At 54.6% G+C, this 17906-nt stretch carries 19 protein-coding genes; 15 read left to right on the top strand and 4 right to left on the bottom strand.

The features are described from left to right. Positions 1-62: 62 nt before the first annotated feature. Positions 63-1241 (top strand): fatty acid desaturase, encoded by a 1179-nt coding sequence (locus tag Q0824_RS14200; protein ID WP_298452020.1) that lies wholly within the window; start codon positions 63-65, stop codon positions 1239-1241. Here Q0824_RS14200 and rsmD read toward each other — a convergent pair. Beyond that, positions 1217-1864 carry a 16S rRNA (guanine(966)-N(2))-methyltransferase RsmD gene (gene rsmD, locus Q0824_RS14205; protein WP_298452023.1) on the bottom strand — a complete coding sequence of 216 codons (648 nt, stop codon included), beginning with the start codon at positions 1862-1864 and terminating at the stop codon, positions 1217-1219. The two genes, Q0824_RS14200 and rsmD, sit on opposite strands and share 25 nt — an antisense overlap. Positions 1865-2023: 159 nt before the next feature. Here rsmD and ftsY point away from each other — a divergent pair, with 159 nt between their 5' ends. The 8 genes from ftsY to Q0824_RS14245 all read left to right on the top strand — a co-directional run bounded on the left by ftsY (position 2024) and on the right by Q0824_RS14245 (position 10205). After that, a complete protein-coding gene (gene ftsY / locus Q0824_RS14210; protein ID WP_298452026.1) occupies positions 2024-3229 on the top strand; it encodes a signal recognition particle-docking protein FtsY in 1206 nt (401 codons plus the stop codon). A gap of 39 nt (positions 3230-3268) precedes the next feature. Beyond that, positions 3269-3958 (top strand): cell division ATP-binding protein FtsE, encoded by a 690-nt coding sequence (ftsE, locus tag Q0824_RS14215; RefSeq protein WP_298452028.1) that lies wholly within the window; start codon positions 3269-3271, stop codon positions 3956-3958. After that, on the top strand, positions 3948-4961 hold the full coding sequence (gene ftsX, locus Q0824_RS14220; RefSeq protein ID WP_298452031.1) for a permease-like cell division protein FtsX: 1014 nt from the start codon (positions 3948-3950) through the stop codon (positions 4959-4961). The genes ftsE and ftsX overlap by 11 nt, the downstream gene beginning before the upstream one ends. 196 nt (positions 4962-5157) lie before the next feature. Continuing rightward, a complete protein-coding gene (rpoH, locus tag Q0824_RS14225; RefSeq protein ID WP_298452034.1) occupies positions 5158-6021 on the top strand; it encodes an RNA polymerase sigma factor RpoH in 864 nt (287 codons plus the stop codon). A 236-nt stretch (positions 6022-6257) separates the two neighbouring features. Continuing rightward, positions 6258-7169, top strand: a complete 912-nt coding sequence (locus Q0824_RS14230; protein WP_298452038.1) for an NAD(P)-dependent oxidoreductase — start codon at positions 6258-6260, stop codon at positions 7167-7169. A gap of 5 nt (positions 7170-7174) precedes the next feature. Next, complete coding sequence (hyi, locus tag Q0824_RS14235; protein ID WP_298452041.1) at positions 7175-7948, top strand: hydroxypyruvate isomerase; 774 nt, start codon at positions 7175-7177, stop codon at positions 7946-7948. Between the two features lie 108 nt (positions 7949-8056). After that, positions 8057-8737: a response regulator transcription factor gene (locus tag Q0824_RS14240; RefSeq protein ID WP_100637889.1), complete on the top strand. Its 681-nt coding sequence runs from the start codon at positions 8057-8059 to the stop codon at positions 8735-8737. Then, positions 8724-10205, top strand: a complete 1482-nt coding sequence (locus tag Q0824_RS14245; RefSeq protein ID WP_298452045.1) for a HAMP domain-containing sensor histidine kinase — start codon at positions 8724-8726, stop codon at positions 10203-10205. The genes Q0824_RS14240 and Q0824_RS14245 overlap by 14 nt, the downstream gene beginning before the upstream one ends. Positions 10206-10208: 3 nt before the next feature. Here Q0824_RS14245 and Q0824_RS14250 read toward each other — a convergent pair whose 3' ends face one another. Together Q0824_RS14250 and greB are read right to left on the bottom strand one after the other, a co-directional pair. Next, positions 10209-10490: a hypothetical protein gene (locus tag Q0824_RS14250; RefSeq protein WP_298452048.1), complete on the bottom strand. Its 282-nt coding sequence runs from the start codon at positions 10488-10490 to the stop codon at positions 10209-10211. A gap of 287 nt (positions 10491-10777) precedes the next feature. Next, on the bottom strand, positions 10778-11251 hold the full coding sequence (gene greB, locus Q0824_RS14255) for a transcription elongation factor GreB (RefSeq protein WP_298452051.1): 474 nt from the start codon (positions 11249-11251) through the stop codon (positions 10778-10780). Positions 11252-11418: 167 nt separating this feature from the next. Here greB and Q0824_RS14260 point away from each other — a divergent pair, with 167 nt between their 5' ends. Next, positions 11419-11877, top strand: a complete 459-nt coding sequence (locus tag Q0824_RS14260; protein WP_366521666.1) for a hypothetical protein — start codon at positions 11419-11421, stop codon at positions 11875-11877. A gap of 86 nt (positions 11878-11963) precedes the next feature. Here the strand turns inward: Q0824_RS14260 and Q0824_RS14265 are convergent, their stop codons facing one another. Next, positions 11964-12224 carry an acyl-CoA-binding protein gene (locus tag Q0824_RS14265; RefSeq protein WP_298452054.1) on the bottom strand — a complete coding sequence of 87 codons (261 nt, stop codon included), beginning with the start codon at positions 12222-12224 and terminating at the stop codon, positions 11964-11966. A 305-nt stretch (positions 12225-12529) separates the two neighbouring features. Between Q0824_RS14265 and tssB the strand changes: the two genes are divergently transcribed. The 5 genes from tssB (at position 12530) to tssG (ending at position 17901) form a co-directional block, all read left to right on the top strand. Then, positions 12530-13024, top strand: a complete 495-nt coding sequence (tssB, locus tag Q0824_RS14270; RefSeq protein WP_298452056.1) for a type VI secretion system contractile sheath small subunit — start codon at positions 12530-12532, stop codon at positions 13022-13024. 65 nt (positions 13025-13089) lie between these two features. Continuing rightward, a complete protein-coding gene (gene tssC / locus Q0824_RS14275) occupies positions 13090-14571 on the top strand; it encodes a type VI secretion system contractile sheath large subunit (protein WP_200369856.1) in 1482 nt (493 codons plus the stop codon). Positions 14572-14598: 27 nt separating this feature from the next. Beyond that, the gene (gene tssE / locus Q0824_RS14280; protein WP_298452644.1) at positions 14599-15003 is read left to right on the top strand and encodes a type VI secretion system baseplate subunit TssE; all 405 of its coding nucleotides are present in this window, start codon (positions 14599-14601) and stop codon (positions 15001-15003) included. A 145-nt stretch (positions 15004-15148) separates the two neighbouring features. Then, positions 15149-16921, top strand: coding sequence for a type VI secretion system baseplate subunit TssF (gene tssF / locus Q0824_RS14285; protein WP_298452061.1), 1773 nt, complete (start codon positions 15149-15151; stop codon positions 16919-16921). Further along, the gene (gene tssG / locus Q0824_RS14290; protein WP_298452065.1) at positions 16885-17901 is read left to right on the top strand and encodes a type VI secretion system baseplate subunit TssG; all 1017 of its coding nucleotides are present in this window, start codon (positions 16885-16887) and stop codon (positions 17899-17901) included. The genes tssF and tssG overlap by 37 nt, the downstream gene beginning before the upstream one ends. Positions 17902-17906: the final 5 nt, after the last annotated feature.

Consider the following 17906-nt stretch of genomic DNA (forward strand, 5'->3'; position numbering starts at 1 on the left):
CGCTAAACTGCTCCTGACAGGCGCCTGTAAGGTCGCTTCTGGTTTTGATTTGAGGATTAATTATGTGGTTTAACGGTCTCCTTGACCTGTCGGTGATGCAGTTGATTCTGGTTGTTCTGGGCATGACCCACGTCACGATTATCAGTGTAACGCTTTATTTGCATCGCCATTCGGCCCACAACTCGCTTGATCTGCATCCTGCACTGAAGCATTTTTTCCGCTTCTGGTTATGGCTGACCACTGCGCAGAATACCAAAGAATGGACTGCGATCCATCGTAAGCATCACGCCAAGTGTGAAACCGCTGAAGATCCACATAGTCCGGTGGTACTTGGTATAAAGAAGGTGTTGTTTGAAGGTGCAGAGCTATACGCCTCAGCTGCGACCTCAGAGAATCTTGAGCGCTATGGTCAGCGAACGCCGGATGACTGGATAGAGCGCAATATATACAGTCGCCACAGGGCGCTGGGCATTATTCTGATGGCGGTCATTAACCTGGCGCTTTTCGGTGTTAATGGCATCTGGATTTGGGCAGTGCAAATGGTCTGGATACCCTTCTGGGCCGCGGGCGTGGTGAACGGTATCGGTCACTGGATGGGCTACCGGAATTTTGAGTGCACTGATAATGCGCGCAACATTTCTCCTCTGGGAATTCTGATCGGTGGTGAAGAGTTGCACAATAATCATCACACTTACCCGAATTCTTCCAAGCTCTCACGCCGCTGGTACGAAGTGGATATTGGTTGGGGTTACATTCGCCTGTTTCAGGCGTTTGGTCTTGCTAAGCCCAAAGGTTACCGGCCAATTGCCCATTACGTTCCGGGCAAGCAGGATGTGGATGTAGAAACCGTGCAGGCCATTGCCAACAATCGTTTTGATATCATGCGCCAGTACCGTAAACGTGTGACAGAGCCTGTTTTACGTCAGCAAAAGAGCCTGATGGATGATGAAATCCGGCCCAGGTATCGTAAGCTCAAGCAGCTTCTGTCGCGGGAAATAACGCTGATAAAGCCGTGTGATAAAGAGACACTGGAGTCGGTTCTCGAAAGCAACGCCGTGTTGCGTCAGATTTATGAGATGAGCAACGAGTTACAGGCACTCTGGCGCCAGCGCGGCCTTAAGCCGCAGGATAAACTGCAGGCGCTGATGGAATGGTGCAAAGATGCTGAGGCCAGCGGCATCCGCTATCTGGAAGAGTTTGCCGCCCATTTGCGGGCTTATTCGCTGCGCCCGGCGGCTTGAGCCACCCGATATAAGCAGTAAGTGACCTGACCTGCGGTTTTTTGCCGGTGCAGTTGCCAGTTGGCGGGTGCACCCGGTGAAGGCAGGTCACTTTCATGTTCCACGTACACCCAGCCCCCAGGTTTCACCCAGCCCTGAGAATCCAGTAGCGGAATCAGCGTCGTCAGCCAGCCTTGGTGGAACGGCGGGTCCATGAACACAATGTCGAACGGCTGCCGATTGCGCTCGCCCAGGTAGGTGCATACATCGCCACATACTGCAGTCCCGGATTCGGAGCCCAGCAGCCTGAGATTGCCTCGCAACGCGGTTGCTAAAGCGGCGTTGTTATCAACCAGCGTGGCTTGGGCTGCACCCCTGGAGAGTGCTTCTAGCCCCAGGGCGCCGGAGCCGGCAAACAAATCCAGACAATCGCTTCCTGCAATGTGAAATGATAGCCAGTTAAACAGGGTTTCCCGTGTGCGTGCGGGTGTTGGGCGAACGCCTCCGGCATCCGGGAAGCGTAATTTTCGGCTGCGCCAGTCGCCCCCGATAATGCGCAGCTCGCCCCCGGCACCCTTGCTCCTGGTGGCTCCTTTGGAGGGCTTGTTTGAAAAGCTCGGGCCTGAGGAATTTCTGCGGGTCATGTGGTTGGCTCCGGGTGCGGGCTGTAATATTTGTGGCTGGCGTATATTAGCGGAAATCATACCTCCCATGATAATCCACAGCGGTCTCACTTCGCTGGGACAGTCTGCTAGAATATGCGCTTTATTTGTCCCGCCCAATCAGACTGATGGTATGACTTTATGATGGCAGAGTGGATTTCGGTCGGCCTATTGGCCCTTCTTGTATGTGTGTTTTTTCTGGACATCGCCAGCAATCGTCGCCGTGTGCCGCGGCCGAAACCCGTGCCCCAGCGCAAGCCCGAGGCAGTCAAAGGCCCTGAGTCGGAAAAGCCAGTTGAGAAGAAGGCTCCTGACGCTGCCCCTGAGCCCCTGCCTGAAGAGGCCGCCGAGGTACCTGCGGCTGTTGAGCCTGCGTTGGTGCCAGAGCCCACCCCGGAGAAGGTTCCTGAGCCAGAAGCTGCACCACAACTCAGTGTTTTTGAGCGCATCAAGCAAGGCTTGGGTAAAACCCGTGCAAGCCTGACCGGCGGCATGGCTGACCTGTTTTCGGTTGGCAAGAAAATTGATGAAGACCTGCTGGAAGAAATCGAAACCACACTGCTGATGGCGGATGTGGGCGTGACGGCTACCTCTGAAATTATTGAATCCCTTACCGACAAGCTCCAGCGCAACCAGCTTAAAGATGGCGAAGCGCTGCGCAAGGCGTTGCGTGATGAGTTGCATGGCCTGCTAAAAGGCGTCACCAAACCGCTGACAATTGACGCCGGAACCAAGCCCTATGTGATCCTGATGGTCGGCGTGAATGGCGTAGGCAAGACCACCACCATTGGCAAACTCACTAAAAAGCTCCAGAGCGAAGGCAAGTCAGTGATGCTGGCGGCTGGTGATACCTTCCGTGCGGCCGCCGTTGAGCAGCTACAAGTTTGGGGTGAGCGCAACAACGTTCCAGTGGTTGCTCAGCACACGGGTGCCGACAGTGCTTCTGTTATTTTTGACGCGATCCAGTCGGGCCAATCACGGGGAGTGGATGTGGTGATCGCCGATACTGCAGGTCGATTGCAGAACAAAGACAACCTGATGGGTGAGCTGGAAAAGGTTGTCCGGGTTATGAAAAAGCTGGATGACACGGCACCCCACGAAGTCATGCTGGTGTTGGACGCTGGTACGGGGCAGAACGCCTTGAGCCAGGCGCAAGTGTTCCAGAAAGCGGTTGGCGTGAGTGGCATCACCCTAACGAAACTGGACGGCACGGCCAAAGGCGGTATCGTGTTCGCCATTGCCCGCCAGTTGCAGCTCCCTATCCGTTTTATCGGGGTTGGTGAGCAGGTTGATGACCTGCGCAGCTTCGATGCTGAAACCTTTGTGGACGCACTGTTTGCAGACTAGCTTGCTAAACAACCCGGATTTTTGGAGCAGTAGCCCGTTATGATTGAATTCCGCCAGGTTACCAAGCGGTATGATAGTGACCATACGGCGTTGCGACAGGTGAATTTTCACCTGGATCGCGGTGAGCTGGCGTTTCTGACGGGGCATTCAGGTGCGGGCAAAAGTACCCTGCTGAAACTGCTCATGGTTATGGAGCGCCCCACTGCCGGTGAAGTGGTGGTTGGTGGCCAAGTGCTCAATCGTCTTCCGAGAAGGCAGATTCCCTACATACGCCGGCACATCGGTGTGGTCTTTCAGAATCACCAGTTACTTTTTGACCGCACAGTGTTTGATAACGTGGCTATGCCCCTGGAAGTTATGGGCGCCTCTCCCCGCGATGTGGGCCGGCGTGTACGTGCAGCGCTGGATAAAGTGGGATTGCTCAGCAAGGAAAAAATGAACCCCCTGCAGTTATCGGGTGGTGAGCAGCAGCGCGTGGGTATCGCGCGGGCTGTGGTGAACAAGCCACCGCTCCTGCTGGCAGATGAGCCTACAGGTAACCTGGACCCTGAGCTGTCTGCAGACATCATGAATCTGTTTGCCCAATTCAGCCAGGTAGGTGTAACGGTGCTGATCGCCAGCCACGATCTTGCCCTGATAAATGAAATGGGTAGGCGCACACTGACTCTCGATCACGGCAACCTGATTGCGGGCGGTACCCCACTACAAGGAGGTTTCCGTGGCCGTTGATCCTTCACGTAAACCCCGTAAACCGGATGTTGCCAGGGGCGCCAAAACCTCCCGCTCACCCTGGCGCGAGCAGGCGGAATCCTACTTCATTCATCATCGAAAAGTGGCCCGTGACAGTGCTTCGCGCCTCTGGCAAACCCCGGTGGCAAGCTTGATGACCTGGACGGTCATGGGCGTTGCCTTGGCGTTACCAGTTGCGCTCCTGCTTTTGTTGACCAGCCTTCAGGGTGTGAGCTCGGGCTGGGAGAGTGGTGCCCGGGTAACCGCTTATATGAGCTTGGACGCCAATCTTGAGCAGACCCGCAAACTGGCTGATGAAATTGGCGCAGACGGACGTGTCGCTGAACTTGAACTGATTGACCGCGATCGAGCATTGGCAGAATTCCGGGCATCGTCGGGGCTTGATGATGCGCTGGACTATCTGGAGGAGAACCCTTTGCCCCATACGCTGTTGATTACGCCTGAGGAGAGTGCAAGGACGGCAGACGGCGTAGCAAGCCTGCTGATGTTTATTGAAAGCATGGAAGGCGTTGAGCGGGTTCAGGTTGATCTGGGCTGGTTGCAGCGGCTCAATGCCATGACAGATCTGCTTGCGCGGGCCGTGTGGGCGCTTGCAATCCTGCTGGCGGCAGCGGTGGTGCTGGTGATCGGCAATACGGTAAGGCTGTCCATTGAAAGCCGTCGCGATGAGATCCTGGTGGCCAAGCTGGTCGGGGGAACGGATGGCTTTGTGCGCAGACCCTTCCTCTACACGGGTGCATGGTTTGGTCTGGGCGGTGGTGTTGTTGCCTGGATACTGCTGCAACTCTCTCTTTGGTGGCTTAGTGGCCCCATCGAACGCCTTGCGGGCTTGTACAGTAGCGACTTCTCGCTGAGCGGCCTGAGTTTTGACGGTGTGTTTGCATTGATTATTGCAGCGATGCTGCTAGGCTGGCTGGGCGCCTGGATAGCGGTAAAACGCCATCTGGACGATATTGAGCCAGGTGAAATTGCTGGCGGTTAGTGATCCGGATTGCGGTAAAAGCGTATTGAATACGGATCTGTTCCGGGGTAGTTTCTAAGTTAGCGAAAGTCAGGGCGAATTCTCCATTTTGTTGATTTAAAACGTTTTACTGGAGAGATTCGGGAACTTTTAAGGTTCTTGGCGGTCCAATCTTTATTCGCTATATTATGCGACCGTCAGGTTCGGAGGTTAAAGCATGGGTACGAGTTTACAGCTTATTGAAAGACTGGTTCCGGGCGCCAATCTCGAGGCATACATTCAGGCCGCGAGCCGCATTCCGGTGCTGACCGTGGATGAAGAGCGAGAGCTGGCCGAGCGCCTTCATTACGATGAAGACGTAGATGCAGCCCGCCAGATGGTTCTGTCGCACCTGCGCTTCGTTATTCACATTGCCCGCAGCTATTCCGGTTATGGTTTGGCGCAGGCTGATCTGATTCAGGAAGGCAACGTCGGCCTTATGAAGGCCGTCAAGCGTTTCAACCCGGAGTACGGCGTTCGGCTTGTGTCCTTTGCCGTGCACTGGATCAAGGCAGAAATTCACGAGTTCATTCTGCGCAATTGGCGCATTGTGAAAGTGGCGACCACCAAGTCCCAGCGTAAACTGTTTTTCAATTTGCGCAGCCAGAAGAAGAAGTTGGCTTGGCTAAGCCACGACGAACTGCATGCAGTGGCAGACGATTTGGGTGTTGAGCCAAGAGTTGTGCGGGAAATGGAAGGCCGGCTGGCCTCCCACGATACGGCCTTTGATGGCCCGATGGACGATGATGACGACAGTGCTTACAAGGCGCCGGCGTATTACCTGGAAGACCATCGTAGCGACCCTGCCGTTCAGCTCGAAAAAGCGGATTGGACGGAGGATTCCAACGGTCGTCTGATGGAAGCTCTGGAAATGCTTGATGAGCGCAGTCAGGATATTCTGCGGGAGCGCTGGTTGTCCGAGAGCAAGGCAACGCTGCACCAGTTGGCCGACAAGTACGGTATTTCAGCTGAGCGTATTCGCCAGTTGGAGAAGAATGCCATGAAGAAAATCCGTACGCAGATGACTGAAGAAGCTGCCTGATCAGGCTGTTCAGTTTAGAGTGTTCTAAAAGCGCCACCACCGGTTCCGGTTGGTGGCGTTTTTGTTTGTGCCTTCTGTGGCTTATAGTTTGGTGCACGAAGCGGTAGGGCGGGCCTTTCCAAAACACGCCGTGAATACGTCCCTGTAGGCTCCGCTCCGCCATCCATGGCTCCGCAGGGTTTTGGAAAGGCCCGCCCTACCGCTTCTTCCCGCTACCTGAAGTCGAGACCGCTAACATGACAAAAAAACTCCCTCAGATTGCATTTCTTGGCATCGGCCTGATGGGCACGCCCATGACCCGCAATCTGCTGGATTCAGGCTTTCCAATGACTGTGTGGAACCGCACCGCTAACAAGTGTGAGCCGTTTGCCAGTGAGGCAAGGTTAGCTGAAAGCCCCTCTGACGCAGTGCGAACCGCCGATGTGGTGATCACCATGCTGGAAAACAGCGATGTGGTAGAGCAGGTGTTGGTTACCAGTGGTGCTATGGCAGCTTTAAAGCCGGGTGCCCTGGTGATTGATATGAGTTCCATTCAGCCTTCGGTCGCTCGGCGGCATGCTGCTCTCGCGGCAGAAAAGGGCGCTGGTTATGTCGATGCGCCGGTTTCCGGTGGCACTCTGGGTGCTCAGGAAGCGCGGTTAAGTATTATGGCGGGCGGGTCAGAGGAAGATGTTTCCAGGGCTTTGCCCGTGTTTGAGGTGCTGGGTAAGTGCACGAGGATAGGGCCGGTTGGCGCCGGGCAGCTTGCCAAATTGGCCAATCAGGCAATTGTCGGGATAACCATAGGGGCGGTGTCTGAAGCTTTGTTGCTGGCTGCCAAGGGTGGGGCTGATCCGGCGGCAGTGCGGGAGGCGCTTATGGGCGGCTTTGCTGGGAGTCGGATTCTGGAGTTGCATGGCCAGCGCATGATCGATCGGGATTTTGCGCCAGGTGCGCCGGCGCGTATTCAACTGAAGGACATGCGGATGATTCTGGATGAGGCCCGGGCAGAAGGGTTAACGCTGCCGTTGTCGCAACAGGTGCACAATGAATATTTGTCTCTGGTCGCCAATGGCCATAGCGATGCAGATCACAGTGGGCTGCTGCTTGAGTTGGAACATATTAACCGCGCTCGCCTTGGAGCTGTGGGTTCAGGTTCAAAGGAGTAACTGCCGTGCCGCGTTTTGCTGCAAACCTTTCGATGTTGTTTACAGAAGTGCCGTTTACCGAGCGTTTTGCCAAAGCGGCGGAGGCCGGGTTTAGGGGTGTGGAGTATCTTTTCCCCTATGAGTGGCCCAAGGAGGAGCTGAGTAAAGCTCTGAAAGACAATGGTTTGACTCAGGTTTTGTTCAATCTTCCGCCGGGTGACTGGGAGGCAGGTGAGCGCGGCATTGCTTGTTTACCCGACAGGGTTGATGAGTTCCGAGCCGGGCTGGATAAGGCCATTGAGTATGCCCGGGCCCTTGGGTGCAAGCGGCTGAACTGTCTGGCTGGATTGAAGCCGGTGGAGCTTGATGACGATATGGCCTGGCAAACGCTGGTGGCGAACGTGACCTGGGCAGCGGACAGGCTGGAGGGTGAGGGTATTACGCTGTGCGTTGAGGCAATAAATTCGCGGGTTGATATGCCCCGCTTCTTTCTTGATACGTCCGCCAGAGTCATGGCGCTGATTGAGGAAGTGGATGCCGATAACCTGCGCCTGCAATATGACATCTACCACATGCAAATCATGCAGGGTGACCTTGTGCGATCCATGGAGTGTTTGCTGCCGTGGATTGGGCATATCCAGTTTGCCGATAATCCGGGGCGACATGAGCCGGGAACTGGTGAGATTAACTTTTCGAATGTTTTTTCCGCCATCGATAAAATGGATTATGACGGCTGGGTAAGTGCAGAGTATCTGCCCTCCGGAGCTACGGCAGATAGCTTGCATTGGTTGCCGTCATAGAATCGACCGTCGCCGTTGGCGACACCCTCTTACAAGATCGTAACTGGCCGGTGCTCCAAGTTATTCGTACTCTGTTGTTAATGTAATCCGCTATCAGGAGGGGATCCGGTGAAAGCGCTGGTAATCGAAGACGATCAGGACGTAGCAAATTATCTTGTTAAGGGGCTGAAAGAATCAGACTTCGTGGTTGATCATGCTGCCGATGGCAAAGACGGCATGATGATGGCCGCCAGTGAAGAGTACGACATCATGATTGTCGACCGGATGCTTCCGGGCATGGACGGGCTCTCTATTATCAAAACGGTTCGTGCAACTGGAAACCAGGTGCCGGTTCTTATCCTCAGCGCGCTGGGTGATGTAGACGATCGTGTCGAAGGCCTGCGGGGTGGTGGTGATGACTACCTTACCAAGCCTTTCTCCTTCACCGAGCTTCTGGCCCGGATTGAGTCGCTGGTTCGCCGGAACCGCCAGTCGGCGGAAACCGAAACCGTGCTGCGCGTAGCCGATCTGGAAATGGATCTGCTGGCCCGAACAGTGAAGCGCTCCGGTCAGAATATTGATGTTCAGCCCCGGGAATTCCGGTTGCTGGAGTACTTGATGCGCAACGCCGGCCAAGTGGTCACCCGGACCATGCTGCTGGAAAAAGTTTGGGATTATCACTTTGATCCCCAGACCAACGTGATTGATGTGCACATCAGCCGTCTCCGGGCCAAGATCGATAAGGAATTCGAAACACCCTTACTGCAAACCGTCAGGGGTGCAGGGTACATGTTACGTGAAACTGCTTAGCCAGCTCAGGACATCGTCCTTCCAGCTTGCCCTGCTGTATATGGTGGTGTTTGCCACCTCGGTATTTCTATTACTGGCCTTTATTTACTGGCGTACAGCGGGTTTTATGACCGCTCAGACCGATGAAACCATTGAAGCAGAAATCGCCGGGCTGGCGGAGCAATACAGGGGGCGGGGCGTAAACGGCCTGATCACGATTATTCGTGAGCGGGTTGCCCGCGATCCCAATGCAAAAACCATCTACCTGCTGACCACCGAAGATTTTCTCAAGCTGGCCGGCAATCTGGAAACCTGGCCGGAGGGCAGTCCCTCAGAGGGTGGTTGGGTTAACTTTACGCTCAGCTCGGCTGTGGGCTGGAAAGGGCCAGAACGCTTGGCCCGGGCTCGAATATTTGAAGTTCAGGGTGGTTTGAGATTGCTGGTGGGTCGGGATGTTGACGAGCTCACCAGCCTCAAGCGGGTTATTGAAACGGCCATAAACTGGGGCATGGGGATCACCCTTGCGCTGGCACTGCTCGGCGGCTATTTGATGAGCCGAAATACCATTCGCCGCATAGAGGTCATCAACAATACCTCCAGGCGAATAATGAACGGACACCTCTCCCTGCGTATACCTACCCGTGGCACTGAGGACGATTTCGATCAGCTGGCAGAAAACCTGAATCAGATGTTGGACCGGATTGTTTATCTGATGGAAGGTATCCGCCATGTGTCTGACAGCATCGCTCACGACCTTCGCACGCCTCTCACGCGATTGCGCAACCAGCTTGAAAACACCTTAATGTCTGTCGACAACGATGAGGCCCGGGAGCAGGCCGGCCGCGCTGTTGCAGAAGCGGATCAGCTTCTGGCGACGTTTAATGCGTTACTGCGTATCGCGCGCCTGGAAACGAAGGGTAACTCGTCTGATATGAAGCGGGTAGCTCTGGACGAATTGGTGTCTGATGCCTGTGAGCTCTATGAGGCTGTGGCTGAGGATAAAGATCAGGCATTTGAACAGTCTCTTGAACCAGGTGTGGTGCTCGAAGGCGATCGGGATCTGTTATTTCAGATGATCAGTAACCTCATCGACAACGCCATCAAATACACGCCAGAGCACGGTGCCATTGGTGTGGCTGTGCGGAGAGAGGGCGACGATGCTGTTTTCGAAGTCAGCGATAGCGGTATCGGCATTCCCGACGATGAAAAAGATCAGGTATTCCAGCGTTTTTATCGGGTTGGTAAAAGTCGTTCGCTACCCGGCAATGGCTTGGGGCTAAGCTTGGTAAGTGCCGTAGCGGAAATTCATAAGGGGCGGATCATACTAAGCGATACTGATGAAACTCAGCAACCGCCAGGGCTGACAGTTGCTGTATACATGCCCGCGCTTACCCGTGTGCGCAAACGCATACGGGCTACCCAGGCGGAGCAGGCACTCGCATCGACCACCGATGACGCGGCGGGCGCCACAGAGGCCGATCGCGCCTGAGCCTTAGTGGCTTGGGCGGAACCGGTTCACTTGCGACATAACCGGTGCGATCAGCGCGTCGGTTCGGGTCTCGAATTGCTGGGTGATGCGCTCAAACTGAGAACGGCGAAGTTTGAGGCGCACCTGAATGCTGTCCCACTCACCTTCCAGGTGCTTCTGCTCTGTCATCAGAAACGCCGCAATATTGTGACGGTTAATCTTTCCGGTAATACCCATTTGGTCGAGACGAAAGCCCAGTGCATCTACGCCTTCAAGAGCCATGTTCAGCAGCTTCTGTGTGTTCATTTGTGCTATCTCCATAACTGGAAGCGGATATAAGTTTTGATGCCATAACGCTATCCCCATCCCCTAGAGTGTACAACCTAATTTTCGGCGCAGGGTTGCCTGACCAAAAGGTAATTCATCGGCAAGGGCCAGGTAATACCGAGTGTGGAGAATGGGCATTGTAGAAAGAAGCAAGCATTAATAGCCGCTTGCTTCTCCCTCCAGCACAGCGCTAGCCTTACCCCGTTTTTACGGGGTTTTTTTATATCTGGCGATTAGTGTCAGGCGAGAATATCTACTCGGGTGCGCTACTTATCGTATCCAATAGAGTTGATATACCAGGTGATAGTGCCGGCATCGGTTCGTACCTCGGCCTCGTCTCCCACTTCTTTTTTCAGCAGAGCCCTGGCCATCGGCGAATCAATGGAGATGTAGTCATTGCGGTTGAAGATCTCATCGTAGCCAACGATTCGGAACTTCAGGATTTTGCTATCGTCGTTTTCGACTTCTACCCAGGCGCCGAAAAATACTTTTCCTTCCTGATCCGGGTGATATTCAACCACCTTCAGGTTGTCCAGGCAGCGCCGCAGGTAGCGTACTCGGCGATCAATCTCCCTGAGCCGCTTTTTATTGTACTGATAGTCTGCGTTCTCACTGCGGTCGCCAAGGCTGGCTGCCCAGGTAACTTTTCTGGTGACCTCCGGGCGTTCAAATCTCCAGAGTTCGTCGTGTTCTTTTTGCAGGTCGTTGTAGCCCTGCCGGGTGATAAGTGGCGTCTTCAAGGCTGCTCCTGTTGTTCAAAGAGGGTGCGTAACTGGCGGTCTTATTTATCGGGGCCAGTGAAAGTTGTCACAAAACGGTCAATTAACTGAGAAACACGCCCGGTTTGGCGATAGACTGATCGAAAATTGACACATTAATAAAAAGCGTGTCTTCGAGGGTGAATCTCATGAGTCTCTTGCATCGTTTTTCGAGAGCGCCGGAATTGATGCGTTCCGGTTTGGCTTCTGCCGTTTTCCTGCTCATGGTAACAGGATTGGCCAGTGCGCAGACCAGTCCTGGCGAGAGCCAGGTGTTTGAGGTTGAGCAACGGTCAACGCTGGAAACTATCCCTTTCCGCTCCATTGCTGAAGATGCGCTGTCGGATACGGTGATAGAGGGCGGATTGGCTGCGCCAGCTGAGGGTGTCCCTGTACAACAGGCGGGTGCCGACGACTTCTATCTCGACCCCTTGGCGATACAGCCTGGGGATGGCCGTACGGATCTCGGGCGCTCTCAGATACCGGTAGAGTTTCGCTTCAGCAATCCAAAATCCCTTCCCGGGCAGACACACAGCAATAACTACGTGATTCGCCCGCCAGAAAATCGCACCTACGAAGCCCTTAATGTGAATATGACCGGCCGCTGACAAGTCCGGAGAATATACGAAGGCATTAAATCAGAGGTGTTGTGATCCCGGCAGTGTTTCTGCCGGGATCGAAAAGCAGAGACGGCTTACTTCAGGGCTTCGAGCTTGTCGATGTACTTCTGCATGGCGTCGTCTTTCGACATGCCTTTGCACTTTTCCCATGCGTCATACTTGGCGCGGCCAACAAAATCCATCATGCCCGGGCGTTTGCCTGACACATCGCCTTCGGTGCCCTGCTTGTACAGTGCGTAGAACTCCAGCTTCATCTCGTTGGATGGTTTGAAATCGCCTTCGGCATTTTGAATGTAGTTTACTGCTTCTTCGAAACGGGTTTTCACGTCGCTCATATCAATCTCCTCCTTGGTTGTAGTGAAAGTACTTTGAAGCTTTAACTATGGGTTTCAGGAGTATAGCCACGACGCCAGATGCCGTCATTGACCAAATTTACCAAGGCGATGGCCAGTAGGTCACAAGTACACACATGGGGACAAACACTTTGGCAAAAGTTTGCCCGCGCGCACAGTTTGCGGCACCGCTGGCCAATTTTTGCTTGAGAAACCTGATCCACGTGTGTACAGTTTTGCCGTTGCGTACCAGGATGGTGCGCACGAAGGACTGAACAACTGCAAATGATTTGCACAGGGAGCAAGCCATGTCGTCTAAAGACGGTTCTGTCGCGCCTAAAGAGCGCATCAATATCAAGTATGTCCCCGCCACCGGAGATCAGCAGGCCGAAACCGAACTGCCGCTGAAGATGTTCGTCGTTGGTGATTTTAAAGGGCACGCCGAAGAAACCCCCATCGAAGAACGCAAAGCCATTTCCGTCGACAAGAACAATTTCCGTTCTGTCATGAAGGAAGCCGGCCTGACGTTGTCCACTACTGTATCCAACCAGCTGGAAGATCAGGCCGACGAACTGCCGGTTAACCTCGAATTCCAGACCCTGGATGATTTCTCGCCCGATAGCATTGCCCGTCAGGTTCCCGAGATGAAGAAGCTCATCGAACTGCGGGAAGCGCTCGTAGCCTTGAAAGGCCCGCTGGGTAACGTGCCTTCGTTCCGTTCCAAGCTGCAGGAATTGCTGGATAACGACGAAGCCCGAGAAACTCTGTTGTCTGAGCTGGAACTGGCGACAGACGGCGAGTAATCGATGCTGCCGCGTGTACGCGGTACACAACACCAAATATCAATCACGTACTGAAGGGATGTGGTATGTCTGATACTGCTGCGCAGCAATCCGCTGCCTCCGAATCTGTTATGGAAGGCTCGTTGCTGGACCAGGTTATGGCCAACAGCCGTATGGCTCCGGCTGACGAGGGCTATGATGTCGCCCGCAAAGGCGTTGCAACATTTATTGCCAACCTTCTGAAAAGCGAAGAAAAAGGCCAGCCGGTCAACAAGGCTTTGGTTGACCAGATGGTGGTTGAGCTGGATCGCAAGATCAGCGCCCAGATGGATGAAATTCTGCATGCACCCAAATTGCAGGAACTGGAGTCCTCCTGGCGTGGCCTCAAGCTGATGGTTGATCGCACGGATTTCCGTGAAAACATCAAAGTGGACATTCTGCACGCCACCAAAACCGAACTGCTGGAAGACTTCGAGTTTGCTCCCGACGTTACCCAGACCGGTTTCTACAAGCACATTTATTCCACAGAATACGGTCAGTTCGGCGGCGAGCCGGTAGGCGCGGTTGTTGGTAACTATGCGTTCACACCGTCTACCCCGGATATGAAGCTGCTGCAGTACGTCTCGTCTGTGGGTGCTATGGCCCACGCGCCTTTCCTGTCCTCGGTTGCGCCGTCATTCTTTGGCGTAGACAGCTACCAGGAATTGCCGGCAATCAAAGAACTGAAAGCCGTTTTCGAAGGCCCGAAATACGCCAAGTGGCGTTCCTTGCGTGAATCCGAAGACGCCCGCTACCTTGGCCTGACATCGCCACGTTTCCTGCTACGGGTGCCCTATGACCCAAGCGAAAACCCGGTGCGCAGCTTCAACTACAAGGAAGATGTCTCCGGCGATCACGAGCATTACCTGTGGGGTAACACTGCATACTTGCTGGCTACGCGATTGACTGAGAGCTTTGCCAAGTACCGCTGGTGCCCGAACATCATCGGCCCACAGAGTGGTGGTGCGGTGGAAGATCTGCCGGTTCACCTGTTCGAATCCTTCGGCCAGCTGGAAGCGAAGATCCCGACCGAAGTGCTGATCACGGATCGTCGTGAATACGAAATGGCCGACGAAGGCTTTATCTCCCTCACCATGCGTAAGGGTAGCGATAACGCCGCATTCTTCTCAGCCAACTCCGTACAAAAGCCCAAGCAGTTCCCGAACACCAAGGAAGGCAAGGAAGCGGAAACCAACTACAAGTTGGGCACCCAGTTGCCTTACATGATGATCGTTAACCGCCTGGCTCATTACATCAAGGTGCTGCAGCGCGAGCAGATCGGTTCCTGGAAAGAGCGTCAGGATCTTGAGCGTGAGCTGAATACCTGGATTCGCCAGTACGTGGCTGATCAGGAAAACCCACCGGCCGAAGTACGCAGCCGCCGCCCATTGCGCGCCGCTCAGGTAACGGTTTCCGATGTAGAAGGCGATCCAGGCTGGTACCAGGTGTCTCTGGCTGTGCGTCCGCACTTCAAATACATGGGTGCCAACTTCGAGCTGTCGCTGGTAGGCCGTCTGGACAAGGATTAATCCGTGTTCAGTAGTGACGCACAACCCATGGGGGGCAGCCTGTTCGAACGATTGGAGCAGGCCAGTTCCCCGGAAGGGCAAAGCATGGGCGAGGTCACCCATGTGGTGGCTTCCATCAAACGCCACCTGGTTCGACTGCTCAATGCTCACCCCGGCAATAGCGCCTGTGCGCCAGAACTGGGACTGCTGGACTTCAATGATGCGACTCTGGGTACTCACGATCTGAGTATCCAGATCCGCAGCGCAATCCGGCAGTGTATTGAGAAGTACGAGCCCAGAGTTAAGCGGGTTGATGTAGTCGCCTTGCCTCAAGGCCCAGACCCTTTGCAACTACGTTTCCAGGTAACGGTCTACCTGAACGTAGGCGCAAAAGATGACAAGACAACCATAGATTTATTACTGGATGACAAACGTTACTACCGAGTGATGTAACGAAACGATCAGCAAACACCAAGGATGGCAGGAGCCGGTGGGGATGCTTTTCTGCAGGGAAAAAAATGTCTGAGCGCAGCGAGTTGTTTTTTCCCGGAAGAAAAGTATACCGACCGGATCATACTCCCAAGGAAGCGGTAGTTGTATGAAGTTAAACCGATTTTACAGGGACGAACTGAGCTTTCTGCGATTGCAGGGGCGGGAGTTTGCCGAAGCTCATCCTCAGCTTACCCGATTCTTGTCGGAGCAAAGCACTGATCCAGACGTTGAGCGTTTATTGGAAGGCTTTGCGTTTTTGACGGGGAAGCTTCGAGAGAAGGTGGAGGATGAATTTCCCGAACTGACTCATTCACTGTTGAACATGCTTTGGCCGAACTATCTTCGCCCGGTTCCCAGCTGCACGATTATGCGGTTTGATCCACAGTTACACTCTATCAGTGAACGACAAAGGGTAGAGCGGCACACGGAAATCAAGAGTCGTCCTTTGGGAGATTCCACACGCCAGACACAGTGCCGGTTTCGTACCTGCAGGGCAGTAGACGTGTTTCCCATCAGTGTGGCGGATGCTCACGCGGAGCATTCGCGGGAAGTGTCGTCGATGACCGTGGATCTGGCGCTTCATACAGGTCAGCCATTGAGCGGTCTTGATCTCGATAGCCTGCGATTCTATCTGGGTGGGGATAACCATACGGCTGAAACGCTGTATCTATGGCTGAATCATTATCTCAATCGCATGGAGTTGGTGGTTGGCGATTCGGTTTACAGCCTGCCGACATCTTTGTTGAAGCCAGTTGGTTTCGCCAGCGATGAGGCTTTGTTGCCTTATCCCAAGAACGCCTATTCCGGCTACCGGATTCTTCAGGAATACCTGAGTTTTCCCGAGGCGTTCCGGTTTGTAGATATCACCGGACTAAAAAATCGTTTGCCTGCAGTCCAGGCAGATGAGATCAGCCTGCGTTTTCATTTCAGCCGTATTCTCCCGCCAGATGCGCGGGTTCGGGCTGAGAATATGCAGCTTTACTGCACGCCAGCGGTGAATCTGTTTACCCATGAGGGTGAGCCGGTGGATCTTAACGGGCGCCAGACCGAGTACCGGATTCTGGCATCCAGCCGCTCGCCGGATCATTTTGAAGTGTTCAGTATTGAGCAGGTTGAAGGCTGGCTGGAAGGCCGTTCCGGGCGAGGCGAGCGTCGGCTTTACACGGCGTTCGAAAGCTTTCAGCACGAAGTTGAGCGGGATCGTGGTCGCACAGCCCTGTATTACCGGGTTCGGGCCAAGGACAGCGTGCGCGGTGACGGGTTTGATCACTATATGTCGTTTGTTCGGGGCGATGAATCTGAATGCATGGATCGCCAGGAAGCGATTTCCCTGACCCTGACCTGCACCAACCGGCAACTGCCCCAGCAACTGGCGGTCGGGGAAGTGTGCATGGCAACAGAAACCACACCGGCGTTTGCGTCGTTCAGCAATATTACCCGTCCTACTGCCACCTTGAGGCCGACCCTGGATGGCAGTCTGTTGTGGACGCTGATCTCCAACCTGTCGCTAAACTATCTCTCCATGCTGGATGTGGATGCCTTGCGCACCGTGTTGCGTGTTTATGATTTCCGCGCGCTGGTGGATCGCCAGGCGGAGCGGGTGTCGCAGAAGCGGCTTGCAGGCATCAGCGCCATCGAAACCAACCCGGTGGACAAAATGATTCGCGGGCTGCCGGTGCGGGGAATTCGGTCGGTGATGAAGCTGGATCAGCAGGCTTTTGCGTCGGAAGGCGATTTGTACCTGTTCGGCACCGTACTCAGCCAGTTCTTTGCACTTTATGCCAGTATCAACGCATTTCACCAACTGGAAGTGGTGAATACAGACAACCAGGAACGGTATACATGGACGTTACAGCAAGGTCAGCAGCCGCTGATGTAGCCGGCCTGCAACCCGTTCTGGGCAATGCGCGGCGGTACAGTTTTTTTCAGTTGGTGGATCTGATTCACCGGCACCATGGTGATGATCTGGAGGACAGCGGAGACGATCAGCCGCGCCAGGAGCGCATCCGTTTTTCCTCCTCTGCGGGGTTGGGGTTTCCAGGCAGCGATGTGATTTCAGCCTTGTCGCCGGAGCATGCACACGGGCCCTACCAGATGGAAGTGAGTTTTCTGGGGCTGCACGGCTCCCAGTCGCCATTGCCCGGCTATTATCTCGAAGATCTGGCTTGGGAAGCGGGTCAGGACCTGGGTATTCGCCGGCATTTTCTGGATTTTTTCAATCATCGGCTGGTTACCCTGTTTCACCGATCATGGCGCAAATATCGCTACTACGTGCGTTTTCGCCCTGGTGCATCGGATGGGTTTTCCAACTTGATCTATTCCCTGACGGGCCTTGGCGACAGCCGCCTGCGGGACGCGACGCCGGTTAACTGGTCGAAGATGCTGGCCTATTCCGGCTTGATGGCGGGGCGCAGTCGCTCTCCCGAGGTGGTCAGCGGCATTGTCGGGCACTGTTTCGATCTCGACGATGTGAGTATTGAGCAATGGGTACTGCGCAAGGTGGCCATTGGTGAAGATCAGCAAACACGCCTGGGCCAGAGCAATGCCACGCTGGGAAACGACACGCTGGTGGGCTCGCAGGTGCGGGACCGCAGCGGTAAGTTCGTTTTGCGAATCCGTAACCTGAGCCGCCAACGATTCGCCGATTTTTTGCCCAACGGGCAGGATCACCAGCGCTTGGTAAAGCTGGTTGAATTTGCCACCCGTGAGCAACTGGCCTACGACCTGGAGCTGCAGATGCGTGGTCAGGATATCCGCCCCATGCAGATGGGAGAGGACATACGGCTCGGCTGGAACTCGTTTGTGACACCCGAGAAATCCCAAACCCGGCCCGCCGTGCGGATTCAGATACGCCGTTAATATGA

Source organism: uncultured Marinobacter sp. (genome assembly GCF_947488835.1).
Classification (GTDB): domain Bacteria; phylum Pseudomonadota; class Gammaproteobacteria; order Pseudomonadales; family Oleiphilaceae; genus Marinobacter.